Raw genomic sequence first — 23601 nt, 5'->3', positions numbered from 1 at the left:
GCACCCGCTTTCCCGCCATCCGGAATAGAGTGGGGACAGGATCACACCCCCGCACAGGACCACTCCCCATGTTCGACACCGCCGCCGTGCTGGATCGCGACCCGGCCCCGACCTTCGACACCCCGTCCCACCCCGGCCGGCTGCGCTGCCGGATCGAGGGGGCGCGCGATCCCAACCTCCTGTCCCGCATCGTCGGGGAGCTTTGCCGCCGGTCCTGCGTGCCCGAGCACCTGGAGTCGGCCCCGGTGCCGGGCGATCCCGAGGCGCAGTGGGTGACCCTCTCGGTCACGCTGTCCGGCGCGCAGGAGGCCGCGCATCTGGCGGCCCGGTTCGCCTCCTGGCCCGTGGTGCGCACGGTGCAACGACTGGAGGGGTAGACCCGCTGGTCCTCCTGCCCGGGCACCCCCACATGTGTCCCTGAACCGATCACCAGGGCTGAAGGGGGCCGCGCCATGGCGGGATCACGGACCGGCACGACCAAATCGATCAACGTGGCCCTGCAGGGCGGCGGCGCGCACGGGGCGTTCACCTGGGGCGTGATCGACCGCCTGATCGAGGACGACCGGATCGACATCGACGGCCTGTCCGGCACCAGCGCCGGGTCGATGAACGCCGTCGTCTACGCCTACGGGCGGATGACGGGCGGGCGGGACGGCGCCCGCGCCGCGCTGCACGACTTCTGGGCGGACATCAGCCGCGCCGGCGACCGCTTCTCCCCCGTGCGCATGCTGCCCTGGGAGCGCTGGACCGGGTCGTGGAACATGGACGCCTCGCCGCTGTACCTGGCGTTCGACGCCCTGACGCGGGCGGTCTCGCCCTATGTCCTGAACCCGTTCGACTTCAACCCGTTGCGCGACGTGCTGACCCGCGCCGTGGACTTCGAGCGGCTGGTGCACTGCGACTGCGCCCGCCTGTTCATCAGCGCCACCAACTTGCGCACCGGCCGGGTGCGGGTATTCACCGCGCCGGAGATGACGGCCGACGTGGTCATGGCCTCGGCCTGCCTGCCGTTCCTGTTCCGGGCCGTGGAGATCGACGGCGAGGCGTATTGGGACGGCGGGTACATGGGCAATCCGTCGCTGTTCCCGTTCTACTATCACACCGGCACCGACGACGTGCTCATCATCAACATCAACCCGATCGAGCGCCAGGAGGTCCCCCGCACCGCCCCGGACATCATGAACCGGGTCAACGAGATCAGCTTCAACAGCCCGCTGCTGGGCGAGATGCGGGCCATCGCCTTCGTGCAGAAGCTGATCGACGAGGACTGGCTCAACGACGCCCACAAGGGCAAGCTGCGCCGCGTGCGGTTCCACGCCATCCGGGCCGATCAGGTCATGTGCGACCTGTCGGTGGCGAGCAAGTTCAACACCGGCTGGGATTTCCTGTGCGACCTGCGCGACCGCGGCCGGGCCGCGGCGGACTCCTGGATGCAGGCCCATTTCGACGATGTGGGCGCGCGCTCCACCGTGGACCTGCACCACGACTACCTGGGGCCGGACGGCTCGGTCGGTCCGGATCCGGTCGCGGAGGCGTCGGCAGATCCGTCGGCGGATGCGGCCGCCGCCGGGCGCACCAGTCCCCAATAGGCCAGCGCGGACGCCACCCCCATCACCGCCATGATGGTGGTCAGGGAATGGGTGGTGCCGTCGTGCAGCGCGCCCACCAGATAGCCCGCCGTGGCCCCGATGGTCATCTGGATGAAGCCGAGCAGCGAACTCACCGCGCCCGCGATGCGCGGGAACGGTCCCATGGCCCCGGCGGTGCCCAGCGGGATGATCCAGGCCGTCGCGAAGAAATACACGCTGATGAAGGGGATCAAGGTGGCCAGCGACTGCAGCCCCAGCCAGGACAGCACCGCCGCCGCCCCGCCCGCCACGACGGCGAGCGCGGTCCCCAGGGCCAGCAGCCGGTCGATGCCGACGCGCCCGCTCAGGCGACCGCCGCTGAAGGCGCCGATGATGTAGCCGACAACCACCGCCATGAACGCGAACCCGAAATACTGCGGCGGCAGACCCAGCACATCGATGATGACGAACGACGACCCGCTGATGAACGAGAACAGCCCGGCGAACCCGAAGCTCACCACCAGGGTGTAGCCCAGGAACGTCCGGTTGCGCAGCAGCAGCCCGAAAGTGCCGATCACCCGCGCCGGCCGGAGGGCGCCCGGGTCCTTGTGCCGGTTGGTCTCGCCCAGAAGACGCCAGGTGGCGACCAGGACCGCCACGCCGAACAGGGTCAGCAGCACGAAGTTCGCCCGCCAGCCGAACAGGGTGAACATCCAGCCGCCGACGATGGGCGCGATCGCGGGCGCCAGGGCCATCGCCGACGCCATGGTGGACAGCATGCGCGCGGCCTGGGCGCGGTCATGCACGTCGCGCACCACGGCGCGGCCGATCACCGGCCCGCAACAGGCCCCCACCGCCTGGAAGAAGCGCGCGGCAATAAGCGCGTCGATTCCGTCGGCCACCAGACAGGCGATCGAGGCGGCGACGTAGACCAGGATGCCGCCGAGCAGCACCGGCCGGCGTCCGAAGCGGTCCGCGAGCGGTCCATAGATCAGCATGCCCACGGCGAATCCGGCCATGAACATGGACAGGGTGAGCTGGGCGCGGCTGACGGACGTGCCGAACGCATCCACCATCGCCGGCAGCGACGGCAGATAGAGGTCCGTGGAGACGGGACCGAACGCCACCAGGGCGGTCAGCAGGACGGCGACGGTGCGCGAGCGGGGATCCGGAAAGCGGCCGCGCGCGGCGGCCATCGCCGGGTCGGCCGCGCCCGCCGGAAGGTCATCGGTCATGGGACTGGCGGTCTTTCGGGGTCTCGGGTCCGCGCCACCGCGCCCGCTGGCGCGGACCGGGGCCGAGACCCGTTGTGCCAACGGCCTCTGACGATGACCGTTGACGTCCGTTGCCGGCCCTCTCCCCCACCCGGCCTCCCACAGGATACTCACGTTGGGTGGCCGGGTGGGGGAGAGGGCCGGTGCCGCTCGGCGGATGAGTCATACTCATCCGCCCTTTTTCACGCGGCGTCCTCGTCCTTGTTGCTGCCACGGCTGGACGAGGAGACATAGGCGACGGCCGCATGCTCGGGGCAATACGGCTTGGCGGGAATCGCGGGCTTGCCGCAGAAGTGGAAGCCCGGCTCGCGCGGATCGCCGATCGGCCATCGGCAGGTGTGCGCGGACAGGTCGATCACGGAGCGGATCTTCGGTTCCTGCTTGGGCTTGGTCTGCTTGGCCCGCTTGATCGGAGACGGCCGGCCCTTCAGCCCGAGACGATGCGCCTTGCCCACCACGGCATTCTTGGACACGCCCAGGGCCTTGCCGATCTCGCCGGTGGTCAGCCCCTCCCCCCAGAGGCGTTTCAGTTCCTCGACCCGTTCATCGGTCCACACGACGGTCATTTCGACTTGGTCCTCCACGGAAAGCGTGCACTGACACGCGCTTTATCAACCAAAGGCGTCCGGCCCGACTGATGGCCGCCCTCCTGCCCATCATTCGGAGTATATCATCGGCCAGGGAGCCCCGTCACCATGCTGGGGCAACCCGTGAGCCCGGCCCCAGACGTCCCGACCCCGGCGGGTCGATCCCGGCCCGGGCCGCTCGCGCCCCGTTCGATACCGCACCTGGAGACACAGCGCCATGGCCACCATCACGCCGCCCGCCGCCCCCGAAGAGAACCCGCGCGTCAAGGCGGTCTTCGACGACATCCGCGCCACGCGCGGCACCGACTTCATCAACAATGTCTGGCGGTATCTCGCCTTCGACCCCGCCCTTCTGGAGAGTGTGTGGTCCGAGGTCAAGGCGGTGATGGCCACGCCCTCCGCGATCGACCCCAAGACCAAGGAGATGATCTACGTCGCGGTCTCCATCGCCAATGGCTGCGGATACTGCACCCACTCGCACACCGCCGCCGCCAAGGCCAAGGGCATGACCCCCGAAGAGCACGCGGATCTGCTGCGCGTGGTGGGTACGGCATCGCGGCTGAACGCGCTGCTCGGCGCCATGGACGTGCCGGTGGATCCTGCGTTCCAGGCGGATGGCTAGCCGTCGAGCCGACGCGACTCGCCGGAGTGGGCGACAAGTCGCCGGCTATTCATTCGGGATCACGGCGCCGTCGCGGTCGATGGTGAAGCCCGGCCGCACCCCGGCGTCGCCCAGACTGCCCGGCGGCGGCCCCCAGGGCATGCGCGGCAGCGGCATCAGGGCGATGGGGCCGGCCCACAGCATGCCGTCCCGCAGCACCACGGGGATTTCCAGAACCGGCTCTCCCTCCGGTCCCGGTCGGGACATCGTGCCCAGGACGACCTTGGCCATGGTGGCGTCGCGGCCCCGCATGACCCCCTCGCGGGCCAGCCCGTCGATGGTCTGCAGGAAGCCGGAAACACGGGTCCGCAGGGTCCCTTCCGGCTGAAGCGCCATGTCCAGGGCCAGCGACCCGCCCGCGTCCATGGTCAACGGCGCCCACTCCACGAACAGGCTGTTCACGCGCAGGCGTCCGTCCTCGGCCTTCCAGGACCGCAACGCCGTCTCCAGCGGTTCGGTCAGGTCCAGCGGACCCATCACGTCGGCGTCCAATCCGGCGGTCTGCACCGTGGCGGCGAACGGTCCCTCGGGACCCGCGGGCAGGTGCAGGCCTTCCAGGCGGCCGGTCAGGGACTGGGACACCTCTTCCGGCACGGCATCGTCAAAAAACCCCTTTTGTTGATTCGCTGTATACGCAACGTCAAGCGCGGCCAGGGTCACCGGCCCCTCCGGCCAGGCCGGCGACTCCACCACGGCATCCCGCACGGTCAGGCCCACCCCGTCCGGCGGCCCGTCGAAGCGCAGGGCCATGGTCAACGTGGCCTCGCCCGCCAGCCCGCTGAACCGCAGGGTCCGTCCCCGGGTCGGCACCGTGACCTGATGGGGAGCCGCGTGCAGGTGAACCGTCAGCTTCGACGGGTTCCAGGGCGCCACCTCGAACCGGATCCTTGGGGTACTCCAGGTCCAGCCCCCGTTTTCCGGCGTGGCCTGCGCCCGCATGTCCTCGACCGTGGCCGTGACCTTCAGAGGAAAGCCGCCGATCTCGGCCGGCCCGTAGGTCACATCAACACCGGCCGCCCGCTGTTGGGCCACCCAGGCTTCCAGGCCGCTCTGCATGCCGCGCGCCGTGACCACCCAGGCCCCGCCGTACCCCAGCAGCAGCAGCCCGAACAGGATGTTGGCCAGCACCAGCGGAGACAGCCGGAAGCGCCGCCGCCGACGGCGCGTCTTGCCAGCCGGGGCGTCCCCTTTGCCCGCCGCGTCGTCTTCCGGAGCGCGCGCCGCCTTGCCGTCGCGTCCGGCTGGTCCCGTTCGGCGATCCGCCGTCTCCCGGCGGCCTCCCCGCGCGGACCCGGCGGTCCGGTCTGAGCTGGATCGCGGCTGTCGCATGTCGAGATCTCCCGTGTCGCGGCGAGGGGTTGGCATGCCCCCCCGGGGGTGATGGTATACACGACCCCTGGGTGCGATCGCATCGGTCAATCGGCGGCACGGTTCCGTCGCGGCAGAACACGGGAGCGGACATGACGGGCAACGGAGCCATCGGGGACCCGGCGACGACCACCGAAGGGGACGGGGCGTATTGGGTGTTCGGATACGGGTCCCTGATGTGGAATCCCGGGTTCGTCTTCGAGGATCGCCACGCCGCTTTGCTGTCGGGCTATCACCGCGACATGTGCGTGCTGTCCCTGCGCTACCGGGGCACGCCCGAGCGTCCGGGCCTCGTCCTGGGCCTGCGCGGGCGCGGCTCGTGCCGGGGCATCGCCTACCGGGTGGCGCCCGAGCGGTGGCCGGAGGTCAGCGCCTATCTGCATGAGCGGGAGATGACCACATACGCCTATATCCCCCGCCGGCTGCGGGTGCGCCTGGACGACGGCCGCCGGGTCATGGTGCACACCTATGTCGCCGATCCGCGCCACGACCAGTACGCCGGGCACCTGAGCCTGGAGGACCGCATCCGCCTGCTGCGCCAGGGCGTGGGGCCGAAGGGCTCGGCCCGGGACTATCTGGCGAGCACGGTGGAGCATCTGGACGCGCTGGGCATCCGCGACGGCCACATGCATGATCTGCTGGATTACGTGGACGGCCGGCGGGCGGCCGGCGGCCCTGTTGCGGTTCGATGAAGACTGACGAACGGCCGCGACCGCCGCATTGGTCCGCGCGCCGGTCCTGGACTAGGCTACCCTGCCGTGGGCACACCGCCCCGCCCGCGCGGCCCCCGCCCAAACAAGGATGACCCGCTGCCATGGCCACCATCACCTATATGGCCCAGATGCTCGACGCCGCCGCCGGCCCGGATGCGACCTACGAATTCGAGGCCGACGACACCCTGTTCGACCGCCCGCGCATGGAACTCATCGCCCGGTTCATGGACCACGTGGATCACGTGGAGTTGCCGAAGGAAGACGTCGGCTACGAGATCTACTCGGCCTTCAAGAACCGCGACCTGAAGGTGGTCACGGCCATGGGCGCCCTGCGCCTCGCGCACGGCGACATCCCGTTCATGGTGATGATCTCACCGAAGAAGTAGGCGCGGCCCGTCCGGGCCCGGGCGTCGCGACGACGCCCGGGGTGCCGGATCGCGGGATCGGTCAGGCCGAGGAGCCGTCCGCCGCCGGGCCATCCGATGCCTCGGCCGCGCGCTCGCCATCGGCGCCCTTGCCGCCCGAGGATGCGGTGCGACGCGGATTGCGGCGGCTGCGGCGGGGCGGCGCCGCGTCCTCACCCGCCGTGGCGGACGCATCCTCGTCGCCGGACCCGCTGTCCTCGGCGGTTCCGTCATCGCGCCCGGCCGAGCGGGTCGAGGACCGGACCGAGCGACGCGAGGTGCGTCGGCGTGGCGCCTGGCCCTCGTCCGAACGGGCCGACTCGTCCGCCCCGTCCTGGGCGTCGGTGTCACCGTCGCCGCCGGGCTCACCATCGTTGCCGGCCGACATGGTCCGCGCTTCGTCAGACGACGCGCCCCCGCGCGATGTCCCGTTGCCGCGACGGCCACGATCCCGACCGACCTGATCGCGCCCGTTGCCACGCCGTGGGGCGTCGGCGGCAAAGTCATCGTCGCCTTCGGCGTCGCCCGTGCCGTCACCGTCACGCCGCGAGCCGGAGCCCTCGAAGCCGCCGATGTCGTCGGCGCCGCCGTTGGCGTTGGAGGGCCGCGCCCCCCCGCCCTGTCCCGGACGGGCCGCATCCGCCTGGCCGGTCAGGGCCATGTAGACACGGTAATAGTGGTCGGCGTGCTGCAAATAGTTCTCGGACAAGACCCGATCACCCTGGGACCCGGCGTCGCGGGCCAGGCCGGTGTACTTTTCCACCAGCTGCATCGCATTGCCCCGCAGCCGGATCCCCGGCCCGTTGCTGTCGAAGGTCTGGTTCCTGTTCGGAGTCCGCTTGCCGCCACTTCCGCCGCCGACACGGCCGCGAGGGCGTCCCCTGGTGTTCGAGCCTTGTTTCATGAGTCCGTCAAGTTCGATTCGAGATGAGGTTCACATTCTGCCTGTATCACCGTCCGGAAGAACCGATGGAGCCGGATCGACACGGCATTCGGACCGCACTCCGGTCCTGTCCTGGCCGGGGGCACGCCCTCCGGCCCGTTCCAAGTGCAGCAGCCCCGATGGCGCTGGTTCCGGCCAGGGTCCGCCGTCCCTCGGCGGAGCGTCCTGCCCGACCCGATCCGGCCGAACCGCGGCGCCGTTCTCTCGGCCCGCGCCGGTCGCCGGACCAGCCCTGTCCGTCATCGGTTGCCCTGAGGACTGGACGGAAACCCATGCCCCGACTGGGGCGCCGCAGAGCTTCGCGCGACCTGTCTCTCGCGGGAACAGAGAGGGGACCGTTTTCGTCGGTCTGGAGCACCCAGGGCCCCGGACCACGTTCGGGCATCCTCGTCGCCTGGGTTGGGCGGGAAATTCCCAAGCCCACCATTCGAACGCCTGATTCGAAGACACCCGCGTGCATGGCTTATGCGCCAACGGGTTACGACGTGCCAGCAGGCGTGTCGGAAAGACCGTAGGGCGAACGCGGCGGCATTCCAAGCCTTTTTTCGCCGCACGTGCGTGATTCTTCCGCGTCACGGCAGGGCAGGCCCGCCCATCGCGCCCCGGTCGGGTCAGCCGTCGCGCCGGGCGATGACGCAGCGGTCGATCCCCGCCAGGTCCCGGACCAGGGCCGGCGCGCCCAGCCCGGCCGCGGCCACCAGGGCCGAGACGGCCGCCGCCTGTCCGGCCCCCACCTCCAGGGCCAGCCACCCGCCCGGTCCCAGCCGCGCCGCGGCGAGCGGGATCAGGGTCCGGTAGGCCGCAAGGCCGTCTGCGCCGCCATCCAGCGCCCCCCGGGGATCATGGCCGCGCACTTCGGGATCCAGGGTGTCCAGCGCGGCGGTCTCGATATACGGCGGATTGGACGCGATGACATCGAACGGCCCCGGCGCCTCCGCCAGTCCGTCCGCCCAATCGGCGCAGAGGAACCGGGCCCGGTCCGCGAGACCGTGCCGGCGGGCGTTGTCCTCGGCCACGGCCACCGCACCGGGGGCGATATCGACGCCGATGCCCCGCGCCCGAGGCAGATCCGCCAGCAGCGCCAGCACGATCGCGCCCGTCCCGGTGCCCAGGTCGAGCAGCGTCAGCGGCGCCCCCCGATCCGGCAGGCGGTCGAGCACGGCGGTCACCACCGTTTCGGTATCGGGCCGGGGCTCCAGGGTGTCCGGCCCCAGAGCGAGGTCCAGAGTCCAGAAGCCGCGCCGGCCCAGGATGCGCCCCACCGGCTCGCGCGCCGCCCGCCGTGCGACCAGCGCCGCAAGGGCGCAGTCCGCCCCCTCCGGGACGGGATCGCCCATCCGTACGGACAGAGCGCCCGGCGACGGCAGCCCCAGCACGTGCGCCGCCAGCAGCCGGGCATCCAGACGCGGTTCGGGCACGCCGGCTTCGGTCAGCCGGCGCACGACATCGGACAGGGCCTGCCCGAGCGTGGGCGCGGCGTCGGAGGAAGCAGGACGGGAAGACATGGCGACACCATGCGGCAGCGCGCCCGCGCCCGCAACGCCGAAGAGGGGCCCAGACCCCGGCCCGTGCCCCGGCGCGTTATCCGATCAGACCATCCCCGCCGACGGGCGCGACGACCGCATCCGCAATGTCGTGGCCGACGAACCCGTCGTAGATGGCCAGGGACCCCACATCGCCGCTCAGACTGCGGCCCCAGTCCGTACCGCCCAGCCACAGGTCGTAGCGGGAGGTCTCGACCAGGGACACCCCCGAAAGGACCTCGTCCGCCACCAGGGCGCCGTCCAGATAGGCCTGAAAGGCCCCTGTTGTCGCATCCACCGCAAATCCCACCGTGTGCCACTGGCCGTCGATCACGCCCGGATCCGAGACCGTCACGGTCTGACGGTCCCCGTCCAGGAAGGTGAAGGCCAGATCCCCGTCCTGCCCCAGAATCACCCCCATGTTCATGTGGTGCCAGAACAGGCGCGCGTCCTCGAACGGCGCGGCATCCGTCCGGAATTCGAAGAACACGCTGAGCTGGTCGGTCCCGGTCAGGCCTGATGTGTCCGAGAAGCTCACATACCCATCCGTGGTGTCCACGTAGCCCGGTCCGTCTGCGCCGCCACCGGCGTCGCGAACCATCGTGGCGCCCCCCTCCAGGGTCGCCGCCGCGCGGCCTTGGCCATCCAGAGCCTGCACCCCATCGAAGCTCAGGGCGGCCTGAAGCGACCCGGGTCCGGACACATCGGACGGGGCGCTCCACGGCGTCAGGGCCGACAGGACGGCGGCCGTCTCCCGATCCACATGGGCGTTGTAAATCGCCAGATTGTCCACGGCGCCGTCGAGACTTCGCCCCCAGGCCGTGCCCCCGAACCAGATTTCGTAATCCGAGGTCTCCGCCAGCGACACGCCACGCAAGGTCTCGCTGGCGATCAGCGCGCCGTCCATATAGGCCTGGAAGGCCCCGGTGTCGGTGTCGACCGAAAAGCCCAGCCGGTGCCAACCGCCATCGGTCAGGCCGGGGTCGGACACGGTCACGGTCTGACGGTCACCGTCCATGAATCTGAAGACCAGATCGCCGTCGTCCCCCAGGATCACGCCCACGTTCAAATGGTGCCAGAACAGGCGGGCCTCCTGACCCGGCACCGTATCGGCGCGAACATCGAAAAAGACGCTCAGTTGGTCCTGCCCCATCATGTCCGCGTCATCACGGACCCTGACATAGCCGTCGGCGGTGTGCACGGACCGGGATCCGTCCGCGTCAGTGCGCACGGCGGCTTCGCCTTCCAGGCTGACCGTGGCGGGGTCGTAGGCATCGGCGGCAAAGGCGAACCGGGTCTCGGGCTGCCCCGTTCCGCGCGGCGGGTCCACCGGATCGATCGGAGTGACCGGGTCCGCGACGGCGGCGGCCGAGGTCAGGACCTCGGGCACCGACGCGCCGGCGCCCGTCAGATAGGCGTCGAACGCGCTGTCCAACGCGCGCACGTCCGCCGTGTCGCTGGCGTTGGCCGACAGGGTCAGGTGCGACAGATACCCCAGAGCCCCGCCCTTCCAGACGTTACCGATATGGGGGTCCCAGGACGCCCGGAGGAGGGTCGTCCCGGAGATGTCGCCGGCGCCGACCAGCCGGCCGTCCACATAAATGCCCAACTCACCCGCCGCCGAGTCGTAGCTGACAGCCACATGGTGCCAGTCGGTATTCTTGAGGGCGGCCCCGCGCGTGACGATGGTCACGTCCTGGCCATCCTGCGTGGCCATCCAGACCGCGATCTCGGCCTTCTCCGTCACGGACACGGTGAAGGATTGATGCATCCGGAAGATGTCGCCTTCCCCGTCGAGCGCATAGGCGCGGCGCAGGCCAAAATCCAGCGTGAAGCCGTCCAGCCCGTAAAGGTGTTCGTTCGGCCCCAGATCAAGGTTCAGACCCTGCGTTTCGGACAGGTTCAGGGCGGTGATCCCTTCGACGGTGGCGAACACCGCACCTGACACGGCCGATCCATCCCCGTCGTAGAGGGAAAGGTCATCAATGCGGCCGGATTGAAAGTCGAGCGCCATCAGCACGCTGTCGCCGACGTGGACCTGGGTCAGATTGGTCGCCTGCGTGCCGTCGGCCCCGGTCACCGTAAGCTCGGCGGTGTAGAGACCGGGGACCTCCGTCACAAAGGCGGCGCGGGGCCCGGTCTGGGTCGCGACCTGGGTGCCCTCGGCATCGCGGATCGTCCAGGTGAAGGCCGCCGAATCGCCGGACACGGGACCGCCCGGCCCTCGACTCAGGCTGGCGTCGAACGTCATGGGTTCGCCCGTCAGCACCTCGTTGTCCTGAAAGTGGATGGCGGCGGTCAGGGCATCCGGCCGCGCATCGAAGCGTGTCAGGCTGGCGCCGTAGCCCGCGGCCGGGCTGCCGGGCAGGACCTGCAGATCCTCGGGCACCGAGACCGTGCGCCCGCCCAGGGAGTCCACGAACACGCTCTGGACGTAGTGCGGCGCATTCGGATCGGCGGCCTGCGTCACATAATTGTCGCCGAGCGAACTCCTCGGATCGCGCGTCTGCAGAACCGGCGGGAACGGCACGATATTGCCGGTGATGGACACGTTGAAGGACTCGCCATTGGCGTTGATCTTCGGGATCGCCACGGTGGCCGTATCCCCGTTCTCCGATTGCACGATGGTGTTGTTCCGGATCACCAAACCGTCGGTCTCGCCAACCGTGATTCCGTGCGCCTGAGACGCGTGGATGACGTTGTTCTCGATCAACACGTTCCGGTAGTACATGTCGTAGCCGCCGTCTTGGGAGTCCACGACCTCGTTGCGCATGAAGATGGACTGGGTCGCGTCCCCGTCGCCGCGATCCAGGATGTTCCCGCGAATCACCACGTTGGTGGTGGGGCTGGTGGTGCCGTTGGTCCAGAACTGGATGAAGTCCATGTGGCTCGGATCGTCGGGGTGCTTCCGGAAGTCGTGGAAGTGGTTGTCCTCGATCAGCACGCCGGTGACGGCCGCGAAGTTCACCCCGTCGGACGACATGTTGGAAAACGTGTTGCCGGTGACGGTCAGGCCATCCACTTGTCCGAAAACCGCGGCGCGATGAAACGTGTCGAACGTGCTGTCCTCAATGACAACGTCCCGGCTCGCGCGGACATTCAGCCCGAAGCCCGTGCCGTAGCCGTCCGCGTGGGAGCCGGTGCCACTGGCCACGTCGCCGGTGAAGCTGGCGTTGCGGAATTCGATGCGCGCCGCTTCGGTCACCGAGAAGGGCTTGGTCCTGGATGTGTCACCCTCAACAAACGTATAGGAAAATTCGATGGAGTCGAATGTCAGATTGATCGCGTCATGAATTCCCAGGCCGGACAACGTGGCAGGATTATTGGGATCCTCTGATACAATCGTCACGGTAGAAGACAAGTTTTGAAGATTCGGCGCTTTGCCACCGACCAGTTTCAGCGTGCCATAATGACCACCTTCAAGAATGATTGTCTCGCCACCTCTTATTTTTTCAATAATCGAATTCAGTTCTTCACTGTTCGTGGCGTGATAGGTTGTCATAGTCCCCTCTTTCTAAACTTGAATTTCAGGAGTTCGCCCATCTTCTCGGGCGTCGTCACAGAATTCCCCCCAAGGCCATATTTTTTTCTCACGAATCAGCTTTAATTTTTTGATTTGGCTTGGATTTTGATTTCAGGCGGCAGTTTAGCCTGAATTTTGGCATTATTTTGACCATGTTCAGACCGGGCTCACCCAGGGGGCGCCGACGGCCGCGCCACGGCCCACGTCTCCGACGATGGCGACTGGACTCCTTGGCCGACCCGATGGAAACAGTCCTGCAGCGAGGCGGAAGCCCGCGATCATGCGATCCGTCGCGCCGCCGGAATGGCGTGCTTGCACTCAGCGGCCAGTGATGGGACCCATGACGCCCGGACTCACAAGAACCGGCCTTCGACCCCAAGGACGGTTCACATCCATAGGCATATGAACGGGATGGTCAGAAGCACCTTGGTCCTCCTCGGCGGCCGCACCTCGGAAGCACTGCTGCGGTTCCTGCGCAATGTATTGTTGGCCCGCCTGCTCGGCGTCGAGGACTACGGCATCGCGGGCACGTTCGTGTTGGCCGCCAGCATGGTTGAGGTCGTGAGCGATCTGGCCCTCGAACGCATGGTGGTCCAGGACCGCGAGGGCAACAACCCGCGCTTCGTCTCCGCCATCCAGACGCTGGTGGTGATCCGCTCGATCCTCATCGCGGGGATCGTCTACCTGTGCGGCGATCTGCTGGCGCTGCTGTTCGGCTTTCCGGAATTGGGCTGGGCCTATCAACTCCTCGCCGTCGTCCCCCTCATCCGGGGCTTCTTCCACCTGGACATCATGCGCGAACAGCGCGGCATGCGGTTCGGACGGCAGGTGCTCGCCGAGTTCCTGACGGTGCTTGGCACGCTGCTGCTCCTGTGGCCCCTGGCCGCCTGGATCGGCGACTTCCGCGTAATCCTGTGGATCATCTGCATCGACGCCGGCGTGCGCACGGTCTTCAGCCATGTCCTGGCCTCGGAACGGTTCCGGCTCGGGTGGGACATTCCCATTTTCAAGCGCGCCATCCTGTTCGGCGCGCCCCTGCTGGCCGCGAACATCCTGATGTTCCTGAACACGCAGGGGGATCGCATCATCATCGCCAACCAGTTCTCCGCTTTTGAACTGGGCGTGTTCACCGCCGCCTTCACCCTTTTCATGACGCCCGTCAGCACCGGGGCGAATATCATGCGGCAATTGTTCCTGCCCCTGATTGCTCGGGAGCGGGACAACCCCGTGCTGTTTGAACGGCGCTGTTCCGAGACCCTCCAGGCCAACCTCGTCCTGGGCTGCGCCGTCATGATCGGCGGCGCCCTCATCGGCGAGCCGGCCTTTCTGCTCGCGTTCGGACAGGAGTTCGCCGCGGGTCTGCCGTGGATCGTGCCGCTCTGCGTGATGTTCGGGGCGCGCTTCGCCTCCGTTGGACCCGTCGTGGTGGCCGTGGCCGGCGGCCGCACCATAAACGTAACGATCCGCAACGCCGTCCGCATGGCGTTTGTGCCCGTTGCCCTTGGCATCGCAGTGTCAGGAGGGACCATTCTGGCGCTGATCTACATCGCCGCCGCGGGCGAGGTCGTTGCCTATGGCGTGGGCATCGCACTGGTCCGGTACCGACTGGCCCTAAGGAAAGCGACGAACCGCATGTGGCTCCCTGCAGCTCTAGCAATCGCGATCGCATCTGTGGTACTGTCTGCTCGAATGTTGCCATTTGACTATTGGTGGATCCAGGTGACCGCCACAGGGTTGCTCGTCTTTCTGTTTGCGTCTTGCGTCGATTTTTGGACCTGGATGTATCGTGGCGCTTCAACCCGCCTTAAGAAAAAGTTGGCTTAGTCAAGATCTCTCTTCTCCTTTTCTGGGGCGCAGAAGTATGTCCCCGTTGTTAGGAATTGGTGGCTTCGTTCGAGACAGAGTATTAATATCGCGTCTGTCGCGGACATAAAACAAGATCAATCACAAACGCTCAGACGCCTAGGAGAATGGTAATGATTAACAGGATCGCTCGAAAACTGGGCAACCTGACTTATGGTACAGTTGAATCTATCTTTCGAATTTATGAGCATTCTAATTTGAGCCGTGCTCCTGGATTGGCAGATATTCCAAAATACAAGAAGCGCCAGGGCGGACTTGGGACGACAACCTATGGAGAATGGTGCTATACAGTCGGGTTGTTTCAAGGCATTCTGAAGCTTGCCTTGCCTGCAGAGCGGCCCCTAAAGATACTGGATGTCGGATGCGGAGTCGGCCGCTTGTATTTGGCGGCACGCCCAAGCATGAACGAAGAAGACCATTATACTGGCCTTGATCTGAGCAAACGTTGCATTGACATATGCAAGAGCACATACAAGGAAGATAATGCGACCTTTGTCTATTACAGCACGAACAACTCATACTACAAGAGCAAAGAGGCAAACAACCTCCAGCCTTGGCCACTTGAGGATAACTCTTTCAATATGGTAACCGCGCTTTCCGTATGGACTCACCTGCGGGAAGAAGATTGGGTCTTCTACTTGAGTGAAGTCAAAAGAGTTCTTTCTCCTGGGGGGAAGGCCGTCATTTCATTCTTTGTCCTGGACAAGGACTATGACGCCGCGTTGCCGAGAAAAACAGATGAGATTTCACCATACTATCCCCAACAAAAAAACAAGTGGATATTCGATAAAGGTGCGTATGGAAGTAAAAATTGGCTGTGTCCTGCCTGGGTCAGCGTTCCGGAAGTTGCAATAGGCGTTCGGGAGCATGCCTTCCTGGATGCGATCGAGAAGGCCGGCTTGCGCATTTCTCGGTTTCACTCTGGATCCTGGAAAGACCAGCCGGCCCTTTTCTTCCAGGATATCGTCGAGCTTGAACACAAACTGGATTGATTTGGGCACACTTTTCAATGAACGCCCTGGCGCCGAACCAAGGGCACGCGCCCGCAGGATGAACAGCGGGACCGACGCAACGCACGCGACCGAACCGGCGCTGCTCCACCAAGGATCGCGGCACCTGTTCACCGTCGCCACGCAAACGCCGTCCTGCACCGTCGTCCCGCCCTGCCAGGATCACGCGCATCCCCTGCCCGTGCGCGGAAAGTCGTTGAGGCCACGCTACGTGTGCACTACAACTTTTCGCGGGACAACCGCGAACAGCAGGACCGGGGCCGTCGGACACACGGGCTCCGCCACCGCAACCGGGCAGGAGGGGTCTCGGCCGTGAACAAAGTAACGTACGATCAGGACGAGGGCCGGCGCTCCCATCCCGACCCGGTGGACGTGTACGTGGGCAAACGGCTGCGCACCCAGCGGCTGCACCTGCGCATGAGCCAGGAGCAACTTGCCCAGGCCGTCGGGGTGACCTTCCAGCAGATCCAGAAGTACGAGCGCGGGGCGAACCGCATCAGCGCGAGCCGCCTGTACGACATCGCCTCGGTGATGGGCGTGCCCATCAACTTCTTCTTCGATCATATCGAGGACTTCATCAAGGACCGCCCCCAGGGCCACGGCGTGGCCGAGCCGCGCCCGACGTTCGAGGCGCCCTCGACCGTGCCGACGGAGCAGATCAACCTGGTCACGGCCTACTGGAAGCTGCCGTCGGACGACATCCGCAAGAAGGCGCTGGCCCTGCTGTGCTCCATGTCGGGCCTGAAGGAAAAGAAGGGCGAACCCGTCCCCGACGACTAGGCCGCGCCCGCCCCCCTGCCTATCCGACCGGCGCGAACGCCAGATTCACGCGCCGGTTCTGGCGGCCCTTCTTCTCGATCTTGGTGACCACGACCGGCCCGATCTCGCCCGTGCGCGCCACGTGGGTGCCGCCGCAGGGTTGCAGGTCGATCCCCGCCACCTCCATCAGCCGCACCCGCCCGGAGCCCGTGGGCGGCGCGACCGACATGGTGCGCACCAGCTCGGGCTGGGCCGACAGCTCGTCATCGGTGATCCAGCGCATGGAGACCGGCGCGTCCCGCGCGATCAGGTCGTTGAGGGCGGCGGTCAGCCCCTCCTTGTCCACGGTCTTTTCGGGCAGATCGAAGTCCAGTCGGCCCTTGCCGTCGCCCACGCTGCCGCCGGTCACCCCGCCGGCCACCAGGGAACTGAGCAGGTGCAGGCAGGTGTGCATCCGCATCAGGCGGTGCCGCCGGTCCCAGTCGATCTCCGCCGTCACCGTCGCGCCCACAGCCGGCAGGACGGCGCCCTCGCCCGGCAGGTGGAGGATATCACCGCTCTCCGGGTCCTTGCGGGTATCGACGATGGGCACCTCCGTCCCCGCGCCGGCGACCACCAGACGGCCGGTGTCGCCGGGCTGGCCGCCGCCCATGGGGTAGAACACGGTCCGGTCCAGCCGGATGCCCTCCGGCGCGGCCGCGATCACCGTGGCTTCGCAGGTCGTGAGGTAGGAGTCGGTCCGGAACAGTTCCTCAGTCATGGTCCCCCTGCTCCATCGTCGCCAGCGCGCGGGCGTACAGCGCCCGGTCGGGATTGCCGCCCGAGAGGATCAGACCGACCCGCCGGCCGGTCAACCCCAGGGCATCGCGATAGCGCATCAGCCCGGCCAAGGGCGCGGCGCCCGCCCCCTCGGCGATGGTGTGCGCGGTGGTGAAATAGCGCCCCATGGCGGCCAGGATCTCGGCATCGCTGACGGTCAGCACGTCCGCGACCCCGGCCAGGATCGCCTCCAGCGCCGTGGGATTGGGCACGCGCACCGCGATGCCGTCCGCCAGCGTGTCGGCGCAGTCGCAGGGCACCGGCGCGCCGGCCAGGAACGAGCGGCGGTAGGCGTCCACTGTCTCGCTGACCACACCATACACCTTGGTCCGCAGGCCCAGGGCATCCCGGGCCGCGACCACGCCGCAAATGCCCGAGCCCATGCCGATGGGCACGAACACGGCCTCCAGGTCCGGGGCGGCGGTGAACAGCTCCAGCGCATAGATGCCCACGCCGGCCACCAGCCAGGGATGGAACGAGGGGACCGGGTGCAGACCGCGTTCGGCGGCCAACGCCTTGGCGTGATCCGACGCCTCGACGAAATCGGATCCGTGGACGATCACCTCGGCGCCATAGGCGCGCATGGCGGCGTTCTTTTCCGGGTTGTTGCACCCCGGAACGACGATGGTGGCCGTCAGCCCGACCCGGGCCGCCGCCAGCGCCACCGACTGGCCATGATTGCCGCGCGTGGCGCAGACGACCCCCGACACGTCCGGGCGTTCGGCCTTCAGGCGGGTCATGTAGACCAGCCCGCCACGCACCTTGAACGCGCCGGTGGGATTGTGGTTCTCGTGCTTGACGAGGACCTCGCAGCCGGTCGCCTCGTCCAGCAGGGGCCAGCGGGTCTGCGGCGTGGGACTCAGCAGGCCGTCCAGCAGGGCGCGGGCGGCCTCCAGCTCGGCGCGGCCCACCAGCGCGCGGCCGTCGGGTTCGGGCGCCTGTCGGGGCATGGCGGTCATGGCGTGATCTCTCCGGTCAGGACGGAAACGGCACGGCACGCCCCCCGGCTCTCGATCATTGTCTTACCTCAATCATCCCGGAGTGCGTGGATTGTTCCGCATTCCCAAGTCTCCCTTTGACATTGTTCGGCTGTCAATGCTTAGATTGTCATACTGACAATCGCCCTGAAAGGCCCCCGTCCCGCCATGAGCGACGCCGCCTGGACTCCCCGCGCGCTGGCGCCCGACACGCCGGTCTATCGCGCCATCGCCGATGCCCTGGCGGCGGACGTGGCGGACGGGCGCGTGCCCGCCGGCGCCCGCCTGCCCACCCACCGCGCGCTGGCCGAGTCGCTGGGGGTCACGGTGACCACCGTCAGCCGCGCCTATGCCGAGGCCGCCCGGCGTGGCCTGACCGAAAGCACCGTGGGGCGCGGCACCTTCGCCCGTGCCCCCCACCCGACCGAGCCGGCGGCCACCGCGCCGCCACGCGGGCCGCTCACGTTCGACTTCCCCCAGACGCACGCGCCCGGGGTGCCGGCGGACCCCGGCGCGCCGGTGGATCTGGGCCCCAACCTGCCGGTCCCGCTGGGCCTGGGCCGCCGGCTGGCGGAGACGCTGGCGGACCTGTCCACCGCGCCGGCCGCTCTGGCGCCGCTGCTGGACTACCACCTGCACCACGAGGAAACCCGCCACCGCGCGGCCGCCGCCGCCTGGATGGCGCGGGCGGGGGCGCACGACGACCCGGACGCCGTGGTCATCACGGCCGGCGTGCAGCACGGGCTCGCGGTGGCGCTGATGACCCTGCTGCGGCCCGGCGACACGCTGCTGTGCGCCACCCTGACCTATCCGAACCTCAAGCTGCTGGCGGACCGGCAGGGCGTATCCCTGCACGGCGTGGCGCTCGACGCTGAAGGGCTGGTGCCCGAGGCGGTGGACGAGGCCGCCGCCCGCACCGGGGCGCGCGCCCTGTTCTGCATGCCCACGCTGCAGAACCCGACGGCGGTTGTGGCCTCCTCCACCCGGCGGGAGGCCCTGGCAGGGGTCGCCGCGCGCCACGGCCTCGCCGTCATCGAGGACGACATCTACGGCCTGTTGCCGGCCGACCGGCCGCCGCCGCTGGCCGCGCTGATCCCCGCGCGCACCGTGTTCCTGACCAGTTCCGCCAAGACCCTGGCCCCCGGCCTGCGCACCGGCTTCGCGCTGGTGCCGCCGCCGTGGCGGGCCCTGTTTGCCGCGTGCCTGCGCGCCACCATCTGGATGGCCACGCCCCTGACCGTGGAGATCACCACCCGCTGGATCGAGGACGGCACCGCCGACGCCCTGGTGCAGGGCCAGCGCCGCGCCCTGGCCGCCCGCCTGGACCTCGCCGCCGAGGCCCTGGACGGCCTCCCCTGGCAGGGCGCACCCGGAACGCCCCACCTGTGGCTGCCCCTGCCCGCACCCTGGCGCGCCGAAACGTTCCGCGATGCCCTGACCCGGCGCGGCGTGCTGGTGCAGCCGGCCGCCGTCTTCCATGTGGGTCCCGGGACCATGCCGGAGGCCGTGCGCCTGTGCCTGGGCGCGGAGCCGGATCCGGCGCGGCTGCGGCACGCCCTGGGCGTGGTGCGCGCGGTGCTGAGCGCGGGCCCCGCCGCCCGCGCCATGGGGCCGTGAGGCCGCTTGACGCCGTCTTGTCATCTGGTCAGAGTGCCGCCATGACAGACCCCGCCTCACCCCCGGGATCCGGGCGCCCCAGCGACTCTCGGCAGGACTCCCGACAGGACCCCAGACAGGACCCCAGACAGGACCGCCAAGACCGCAGCGCCGCCGCGCTGCGCGCCAATCTGGCGCGCCGCAAGGCCCAGGTGCGCGCGCGGGCGGAAGAGCCGTCGGCGGCGGCCCCCTCCGACCCCCCGGACGACGGCGACACCACCGCTGACGGCGAGACCCGACCATGCCCGTGATGCCCGACACCTGGATCCGCCAGCGCGCCGAACGCGACGGCATGATCGAGCCGTTCGTGGACCGGCTGGAGCGGGCGGGCGTGATCTCCTACGGGCTGTCGTCCTACGGCTACGACGCCCGCGTCTCCAACGAGTTCAAGGTCTTCACCAACGTGGACTCGGCGGTGGTGGACCCCAAGCACTTCTCGGACAAGAGCTTCGTCAACCGCGACGCCCAGGACCACGTCATCATCCCGCCCAACAGCTTCGCCCTGGCGCGCACGGTGGAATACTTCCGCATCCCGCGCGACGTGCTGGTGATCTGCCTGGGCAAGAGCACCTATGCCCGCTGCGGCATCATCGTCAACGTCACCCCCCTGGAGCCCGAATGGGAAGGGCACGTGACGCTGGAGTTCTCCAACACCACGCCGCTGCCCGCGAAGGTGTACGCCAACGAGGGCGCGTGCCAGTTCATCTTCCTGCAGGGGGCCGAGCCCTGCGCCCTGTCGTACGCCGACCGCAAGGGCAAGTATCAAGGACAACAAGGTGTCACACTCCCCCGTCTCTGACGCGCTCCTCGCCGAGGCCCTGCTGGATCCGGAGCCGGCGGGCCCCGCCCGGGGGCAGACAGGAAGGACCCCAGGCATGGACCGGATCAGCATCACGGGCGGCGGGCCGCTCCTGGGCGACATCACCATCGGCGGCGCGAAGAACGCGGCCCTGGCGGTGATGCCGGCGTGCCTGCTGACCGATGCGCCGCTGACGCTGACCAACGTGCCCCGGCTGGCCGATATCGAGTCCATGACCAGCCTGCTGGGTCAGCACGGGGCGGCCGCCGATGCGTCGTTCGGCAACGGATCCGGGGAGTCGCGCCGCCTGGTCCTGCACGCGCGGACCATCGCCAGCGACACCGCGCCCTATGACATCGTCCGCAAGATGCGGGCGTCCGTGCTGGTGCTCGGCCCCCTGCTCGCCCGCCATGGCCACGCGCGCGTCTCGCTGCCCGGCGGCTGCGCCATCGGCACGCGGCCGGTGGACCTGCATCTGAAGGCGCTGGAGGCCCTGGGGGCGCGCATCGAGCTGCAGGGCGGCTACATCGAGGCGACGGCGCCCCCGGGCGGGCTGGTCGGGGCGGAGATCGTGTTCCCCACCGTGACCGTGGGCGGGACCGAGAACGCGCTGATGGCGGCCACCCTGGCCCGGGGCGAAACGGTAATCGAGAACGCGGCGCGGGAGCCGGAGATCGCCGACCTCGCCGCCTGCCTGACCGCCATGGGGGCGCGGATCGAGGGCATCGGCACGAACACCCTGCGGGTGACGGGGGTGCCCGCCCTGCACGCGGCGACCCATGCCATCCTGCCCGACCGCATCGAGACCGGCACCTACGCCCTCGCCGCCGCGATCACGCGCGGCTGTGTCCGCCTGCGCAACACCCGGGCGGACCTGCTGCATGCGGTGATCGAGGCGCTGGAGGAGACCGGCGCGACCGTCACCCGCCATGACGACGGGTTCATGGTGGATGCCCGCGACCGCGCCCTGGTCGGCGTGGACGTGATGACCAAGCCCTACCCCGGCTTTCCGACGGACATGCAGGCCCAGTGGATGGCCCTGATGGCCACCGCCGAGGGGGCGTCGATGATTACGGAAAGCATCTTCGAGAACCGCTTCATGCATGTGCCGGAACTGGCCCGCATGGGGGCGGACATCAACATCCACGGCGGCTCGGCCATTGTGCGCGGCCGCTCCCGGCTTTCGGGCGCCGAGGTGATGGCGACCGACCTGCGGGCCTCGGTCTGTCTGGTGCTGGCGGGGCTGGCGGCCGAAGGCGAGACCACCATCAACCGCGTCTACCACCTGGACCGCGGCTACGAAACGGTTGAAGAGAAGCTGGCCGCCTGCGGCGCCACCATCGCCCGCCTGCGGGATTGATCCCGCCATCCGTCACGCATCACGGCCGCGACCGAACAGCCCTCAGCCGCCCGGCCCGGTGGGCGGCCCGATATCATCGCGCACGCCCGCCGTGGTGTCGGCCAGGGTGCGGAGCGGTCCGGACTCGTCCTCATCCCCGAGGCGGCGGCCGCTGTTCAGCAGGCCGGCCGTGGAGCCCGCATCAAAGGCGCCGGCGTCCGGGTCATACCGGCCCGCCGAAAGGGCGGTGACGATGGGTGCGGCCGGTGCGGGCGCGTCTTCCTGCGCCGTCAGCAGGGCGGACATCATCTCCGGCGACACCAGACCCGACAGCGCCCGGGGCGGCCCGGACTGCAGTTCCGGCAGGCTGAGCGCATCGTCGGCGTTCGCGTCGAGTTGCGCGAACGCCTCGTCTTCGGTCAGGCGTGCGCCGCCAGGCCCCTCCGGCCCGGGGCCATTGGCCCGCATGTCCGCGAATTCGGCGCGCGACAGGCCCCCGCTGCCATCCGCGTCGGCGGCCTGGAACCGCTGGGCGAGCACCGTCCGCGCGGTCTCCGTCACGGCCGACCGATCATAAAGCGTGCCCAGGATGGCTTCGACAAGCATGCGCTGCCTCCGTTCCCCGATGGACGCCCCGAGGGGCCGTCGGTTCAAGACGCTGGCATTTGTCTTAATTTGGGCTCAGCGGGGCGTCCTGTCGAGTCCCTGTCGGGCCGGGCACGTGCAGGCGGGCGAGCTCACCCCCCAGACTGCCCACGATCACGTCCGTCCCGTCCCCGACGGGCACCACGAACGGCCGGGCGGGAAACGGCAGGCGGACGGTGGCGACCTCGGCCCCCGTATCCAGGTCCAGCCCGTGCAGGGTGGCGGCCATGTCCAGCACCCACAGGCGCGCCCGGTCGGCCTCGGGCTCGGCCATCACCATGCCCCAGTCGTCGCGGCCATCGGACCCGAACCGATGGGTGCGGGTGCGCCACACCCGCGCGCCTGAATGGGCATCCAGGGCCTCCATCCAGCCGGTGGGCGACCAGAAATAGACCCGGCCCCCGGCGACCCGCTGACTGTTGATGAAGTTGCCGGCGTCATGGCGCCACAGAATGGCGCCGTCGTGGGGAGTCAGGCCGTACAGGTCATCCTGATACCCGCCGGCCACCAGCACCCGGCCGTCCGCCGTGGCCGCCATCTGCCGCAGGTACTGCCACAGGCCGCCCCGGTCCACGGACCAGCGCACCGCCCCCGTCGCAGGATCCAGCGCGACCAGGCGGCCATCGCCCGCACCCAGGAACAGGGTGCCGCCCACCGCCGACGGCGCGTAATGGACCTTGGCGTTGCCCTCGACCCTGTGCCGCCACAGCGGCGTGCCATCCGCCGCCCGGAACGCCGCGAGGTCGGAGCCGTCCCCCAGGAAAAGACGGCCGTCGTGAAGGAAGGGGGCGCCGAAGGCCGTCTCGGGCCGGGCTTCCCAGAGAACGCGGCCGCTGGCGGCATCCAGAACGGCCAGGCCCGCTCGCCCGACCACCGCGACCCGCCCCCCGGACACCCGGGGGCGATAGTGCGCGGGTGTCTGCACCGTCGTCCGCCAGACCAGATCCCCGGCCAGGGTCCACGCCTCGGCCGCGCTGTCGCCGGCCGCGAACAGAGTGCCCGCGTCCAGCGCCGCCGGGACCAGGATCCCGTTGTCGGAGATCACGCGCCACACGGTCCGGACCGCATCACCCGCCGCCGCCGGCCCGGTCCAGGCCGTCACGTGCAGAAGCACCATCAGGGCCGGCAGAACCCCCCGACGGCCGGAGACGGGACGGCGCATCGCGCCGC

21 protein-coding genes are annotated in these 23601 nt (G+C 68.8%); 11 read left to right on the top strand and 10 right to left on the bottom strand.

What is annotated here, in order from left to right:
• Positions 1 to 68: 68 nt before the first annotated feature.
• On the top strand, positions 69 to 377 hold the full coding sequence (locus tag GHC57_RS06920) for a hypothetical protein (RefSeq protein ID WP_153342553.1): 309 nt from the start codon (positions 69 to 71) through the stop codon (positions 375 to 377).
• A gap of 75 nt (positions 378 to 452) precedes the next feature.
• Positions 453 to 1589, top strand: a complete 1137-nt coding sequence (locus tag GHC57_RS06915; protein WP_153342551.1) for a patatin-like phospholipase family protein — start codon at positions 453 to 455, stop codon at positions 1587 to 1589.
• On the opposite strand, the gene GHC57_RS06910 is transcribed toward GHC57_RS06915, so the two are convergent.
• Together GHC57_RS06910 and GHC57_RS06905 are read right to left on the bottom strand one after the other, a co-directional pair.
• On the bottom strand, positions 1487 to 2803 hold the full coding sequence (locus GHC57_RS06910; protein ID WP_246152184.1) for a multidrug effflux MFS transporter: 1317 nt from the start codon (positions 2801 to 2803) through the stop codon (positions 1487 to 1489). The genes GHC57_RS06915 and GHC57_RS06910 overlap by 103 nt on opposite strands.
• 221 nt (positions 2804 to 3024) lie before the next feature.
• Positions 3025 to 3408 carry a GcrA family cell cycle regulator gene (locus tag GHC57_RS06905; protein WP_153342549.1) on the bottom strand — a complete coding sequence of 128 codons (384 nt, stop codon included), beginning with the start codon at positions 3406 to 3408 and terminating at the stop codon, positions 3025 to 3027.
• 238 nt (positions 3409 to 3646) lie between these two features.
• Between GHC57_RS06905 and GHC57_RS06900 the strand changes: the two genes are divergently transcribed.
• Positions 3647 to 4051 carry a carboxymuconolactone decarboxylase family protein gene (locus GHC57_RS06900; RefSeq protein ID WP_153342547.1) on the top strand — a complete coding sequence of 135 codons (405 nt, stop codon included), beginning with the start codon at positions 3647 to 3649 and terminating at the stop codon, positions 4049 to 4051.
• A gap of 45 nt (positions 4052 to 4096) precedes the next feature.
• Here the strand turns inward: GHC57_RS06900 and GHC57_RS06895 are convergent, their stop codons facing one another.
• Positions 4097 to 5419, bottom strand: a complete 1323-nt coding sequence (locus GHC57_RS06895; protein ID WP_170294732.1) for a DUF2125 domain-containing protein — start codon at positions 5417 to 5419, stop codon at positions 4097 to 4099.
• A 131-nt stretch (positions 5420 to 5550) separates the two neighbouring features.
• Here GHC57_RS06895 and GHC57_RS06890 point away from each other — a divergent pair, with 131 nt between their 5' ends.
• Both GHC57_RS06890 and GHC57_RS06885 read left to right on the top strand, forming a co-directional pair.
• Positions 5551 to 6150: a gamma-glutamylcyclotransferase gene (locus GHC57_RS06890; RefSeq protein WP_153342543.1), complete on the top strand. Its 600-nt coding sequence runs from the start codon at positions 5551 to 5553 to the stop codon at positions 6148 to 6150.
• A gap of 122 nt (positions 6151 to 6272) precedes the next feature.
• Positions 6273 to 6557 carry a hypothetical protein gene (locus tag GHC57_RS06885; RefSeq protein WP_153342540.1) on the top strand — a complete coding sequence of 95 codons (285 nt, stop codon included), beginning with the start codon at positions 6273 to 6275 and terminating at the stop codon, positions 6555 to 6557.
• Positions 6558 to 6618: 61 nt separating this feature from the next.
• Here the strand turns inward: GHC57_RS06885 and GHC57_RS20420 are convergent, their stop codons facing one another.
• From GHC57_RS20420 to GHC57_RS06870, 3 genes are all read right to left on the bottom strand, one after another.
• On the bottom strand, positions 6619 to 7479 hold the full coding sequence (locus GHC57_RS20420) for a DUF4167 domain-containing protein (RefSeq protein ID WP_170294731.1): 861 nt from the start codon (positions 7477 to 7479) through the stop codon (positions 6619 to 6621).
• A 650-nt stretch (positions 7480 to 8129) separates the two neighbouring features.
• A complete protein-coding gene (gene prmC, locus GHC57_RS06875) occupies positions 8130 to 9023 on the bottom strand; it encodes a peptide chain release factor N(5)-glutamine methyltransferase (protein WP_153342537.1) in 894 nt (297 codons plus the stop codon).
• Positions 9024 to 9099: 76 nt separating this feature from the next.
• Positions 9100 to 12543 (bottom strand): LamG-like jellyroll fold domain-containing protein, encoded by a 3444-nt coding sequence (locus GHC57_RS06870; RefSeq protein WP_153342535.1) that lies wholly within the window; start codon positions 12541 to 12543, stop codon positions 9100 to 9102.
• A 432-nt stretch (positions 12544 to 12975) separates the two neighbouring features.
• Here GHC57_RS06870 and GHC57_RS06865 point away from each other — a divergent pair, with 432 nt between their 5' ends.
• The 3 genes from GHC57_RS06865 (at position 12976) to GHC57_RS06855 (ending at position 16217) form a co-directional block, all read left to right on the top strand.
• The gene (locus GHC57_RS06865; RefSeq protein ID WP_170294729.1) at positions 12976 to 14388 is read left to right on the top strand and encodes an oligosaccharide flippase family protein; all 1413 of its coding nucleotides are present in this window, start codon (positions 12976 to 12978) and stop codon (positions 14386 to 14388) included.
• Between the two features lie 152 nt (positions 14389 to 14540).
• Positions 14541 to 15419: a class I SAM-dependent methyltransferase gene (locus tag GHC57_RS06860; RefSeq protein WP_170294728.1), complete on the top strand. Its 879-nt coding sequence runs from the start codon at positions 14541 to 14543 to the stop codon at positions 15417 to 15419.
• A gap of 330 nt (positions 15420 to 15749) precedes the next feature.
• The gene (locus GHC57_RS06855) at positions 15750 to 16217 is read left to right on the top strand and encodes a helix-turn-helix domain-containing protein (protein ID WP_343031131.1); all 468 of its coding nucleotides are present in this window, start codon (positions 15750 to 15752) and stop codon (positions 16215 to 16217) included.
• 19 nt (positions 16218 to 16236) lie between these two features.
• Here GHC57_RS06855 and GHC57_RS06850 read toward each other — a convergent pair whose 3' ends face one another.
• Both GHC57_RS06850 and GHC57_RS06845 read right to left on the bottom strand, forming a co-directional pair.
• Positions 16237 to 16956 carry an alanyl-tRNA editing protein gene (locus GHC57_RS06850; protein ID WP_153342530.1) on the bottom strand — a complete coding sequence of 240 codons (720 nt, stop codon included), beginning with the start codon at positions 16954 to 16956 and terminating at the stop codon, positions 16237 to 16239.
• A complete protein-coding gene (locus GHC57_RS06845) occupies positions 16949 to 17974 on the bottom strand; it encodes a threonine dehydratase (RefSeq protein ID WP_246152183.1) in 1026 nt (341 codons plus the stop codon). The genes GHC57_RS06850 and GHC57_RS06845 overlap by 8 nt, the downstream gene beginning before the upstream one ends.
• A 186-nt stretch (positions 17975 to 18160) precedes the next feature.
• Here GHC57_RS06845 and GHC57_RS06840 point away from each other — a divergent pair, with 186 nt between their 5' ends.
• The 3 genes from GHC57_RS06840 to murA all read left to right on the top strand — a co-directional run bounded on the left by GHC57_RS06840 (position 18161) and on the right by murA (position 21807).
• Positions 18161 to 19609: an aminotransferase-like domain-containing protein gene (locus tag GHC57_RS06840; RefSeq protein ID WP_153342528.1), complete on the top strand. Its 1449-nt coding sequence runs from the start codon at positions 18161 to 18163 to the stop codon at positions 19607 to 19609.
• 280 nt (positions 19610 to 19889) lie between these two features.
• On the top strand, positions 19890 to 20447 hold the full coding sequence (gene dcd, locus GHC57_RS06835) for a dCTP deaminase (protein WP_153342526.1): 558 nt from the start codon (positions 19890 to 19892) through the stop codon (positions 20445 to 20447).
• Positions 20448 to 20523: 76 nt separating this feature from the next.
• Positions 20524 to 21807 (top strand): UDP-N-acetylglucosamine 1-carboxyvinyltransferase, encoded by a 1284-nt coding sequence (gene murA / locus GHC57_RS06830; protein WP_153342524.1) that lies wholly within the window; start codon positions 20524 to 20526, stop codon positions 21805 to 21807.
• Between the two features lie 42 nt (positions 21808 to 21849).
• Here the strand turns inward: murA and GHC57_RS06825 are convergent, their stop codons facing one another.
• Both GHC57_RS06825 and GHC57_RS06820 read right to left on the bottom strand, forming a co-directional pair.
• On the bottom strand, positions 21850 to 22392 hold the full coding sequence (locus GHC57_RS06825; RefSeq protein ID WP_153342521.1) for an EF-hand domain-containing protein: 543 nt from the start codon (positions 22390 to 22392) through the stop codon (positions 21850 to 21852).
• Between the two features lie 64 nt (positions 22393 to 22456).
• Entirely contained in the window at positions 22457 to 23593 is a 1137-nt protein-coding gene (locus GHC57_RS06820) for an outer membrane protein assembly factor BamB family protein (protein WP_153342519.1), read from the bottom strand.
• Positions 23594 to 23601: the final 8 nt, after the last annotated feature.

The organism is Roseospira navarrensis, from assembly GCF_009601025.1.
Classification (GTDB): Bacteria; Pseudomonadota; Alphaproteobacteria; order Rhodospirillales; family Rhodospirillaceae; genus Rhodospira; species Rhodospira navarrensis.
Note: the sequence above shows the minus strand (reverse complement) of the source record. Positions and strands in the feature narration are given on the sequence as shown.

Bases quoted from the DNA above. Each gene is read 5' to 3' on its own strand.
- GHC57_RS06920 (WP_153342553.1), top strand. From the start codon at position 69: ATGTTCGACACCGCCGCCGTGCTGGATCGCGACCCGGCCCCGACCTTC.
- GHC57_RS06915 (WP_153342551.1), top strand. From the start codon at position 453: ATGGCGGGATCACGGACCGGCACGACCAAATCGATCAACGTGGCCCTG.
- GHC57_RS06910 (WP_246152184.1), bottom strand. From the start codon at position 2,803: ATGACCGATGACCTTCCGGCGGGCGCGGCCGACCCGGCGATGGCCGCC.
- GHC57_RS06905 (WP_153342549.1), bottom strand. From the start codon at position 3,408: ATGACCGTCGTGTGGACCGATGAACGGGTCGAGGAACTGAAACGCCTC.
- GHC57_RS06900 (WP_153342547.1), top strand. From the start codon at position 3,647: ATGGCCACCATCACGCCGCCCGCCGCCCCCGAAGAGAACCCGCGCGTC.
- GHC57_RS06895 (WP_170294732.1), bottom strand. From the start codon at position 5,419: ATGCGACAGCCGCGATCCAGCTCAGACCGGACCGCCGGGTCCGCGCGG.
- GHC57_RS06890 (WP_153342543.1), top strand. From the start codon at position 5,551: ATGACGGGCAACGGAGCCATCGGGGACCCGGCGACGACCACCGAAGGG.
- GHC57_RS06885 (WP_153342540.1), top strand. From the start codon at position 6,273: ATGGCCACCATCACCTATATGGCCCAGATGCTCGACGCCGCCGCCGGC.
- GHC57_RS20420 (WP_170294731.1), bottom strand. From the start codon at position 7,479: ATGAAACAAGGCTCGAACACCAGGGGACGCCCTCGCGGCCGTGTCGGC.
- prmC (WP_153342537.1), bottom strand. From the start codon at position 9,023: ATGTCTTCCCGTCCTGCTTCCTCCGACGCCGCGCCCACGCTCGGGCAG.
- GHC57_RS06870 (WP_153342535.1), bottom strand. From the start codon at position 12,543: ATGACAACCTATCACGCCACGAACAGTGAAGAACTGAATTCGATTATT.
- GHC57_RS06865 (WP_170294729.1), top strand. From the start codon at position 12,976: ATGGTCAGAAGCACCTTGGTCCTCCTCGGCGGCCGCACCTCGGAAGCA.
- GHC57_RS06860 (WP_170294728.1), top strand. From the start codon at position 14,541: ATGATTAACAGGATCGCTCGAAAACTGGGCAACCTGACTTATGGTACA.
- GHC57_RS06850 (WP_153342530.1), bottom strand. From the start codon at position 16,956: ATGACTGAGGAACTGTTCCGGACCGACTCCTACCTCACGACCTGCGAA.
- GHC57_RS06845 (WP_246152183.1), bottom strand. From the start codon at position 17,974: ATGACCGCCATGCCCCGACAGGCGCCCGAACCCGACGGCCGCGCGCTG.
- GHC57_RS06840 (WP_153342528.1), top strand. From the start codon at position 18,161: ATGAGCGACGCCGCCTGGACTCCCCGCGCGCTGGCGCCCGACACGCCG.
- dcd (WP_153342526.1), top strand. From the start codon at position 19,890: ATGCCCGTGATGCCCGACACCTGGATCCGCCAGCGCGCCGAACGCGAC.
- murA (WP_153342524.1), top strand. From the start codon at position 20,524: ATGGACCGGATCAGCATCACGGGCGGCGGGCCGCTCCTGGGCGACATC.
- GHC57_RS06825 (WP_153342521.1), bottom strand. From the start codon at position 22,392: ATGCTTGTCGAAGCCATCCTGGGCACGCTTTATGATCGGTCGGCCGTG.
- GHC57_RS06820 (WP_153342519.1), bottom strand. From the start codon at position 23,593: ATGCGCCGTCCCGTCTCCGGCCGTCGGGGGGTTCTGCCGGCCCTGATG.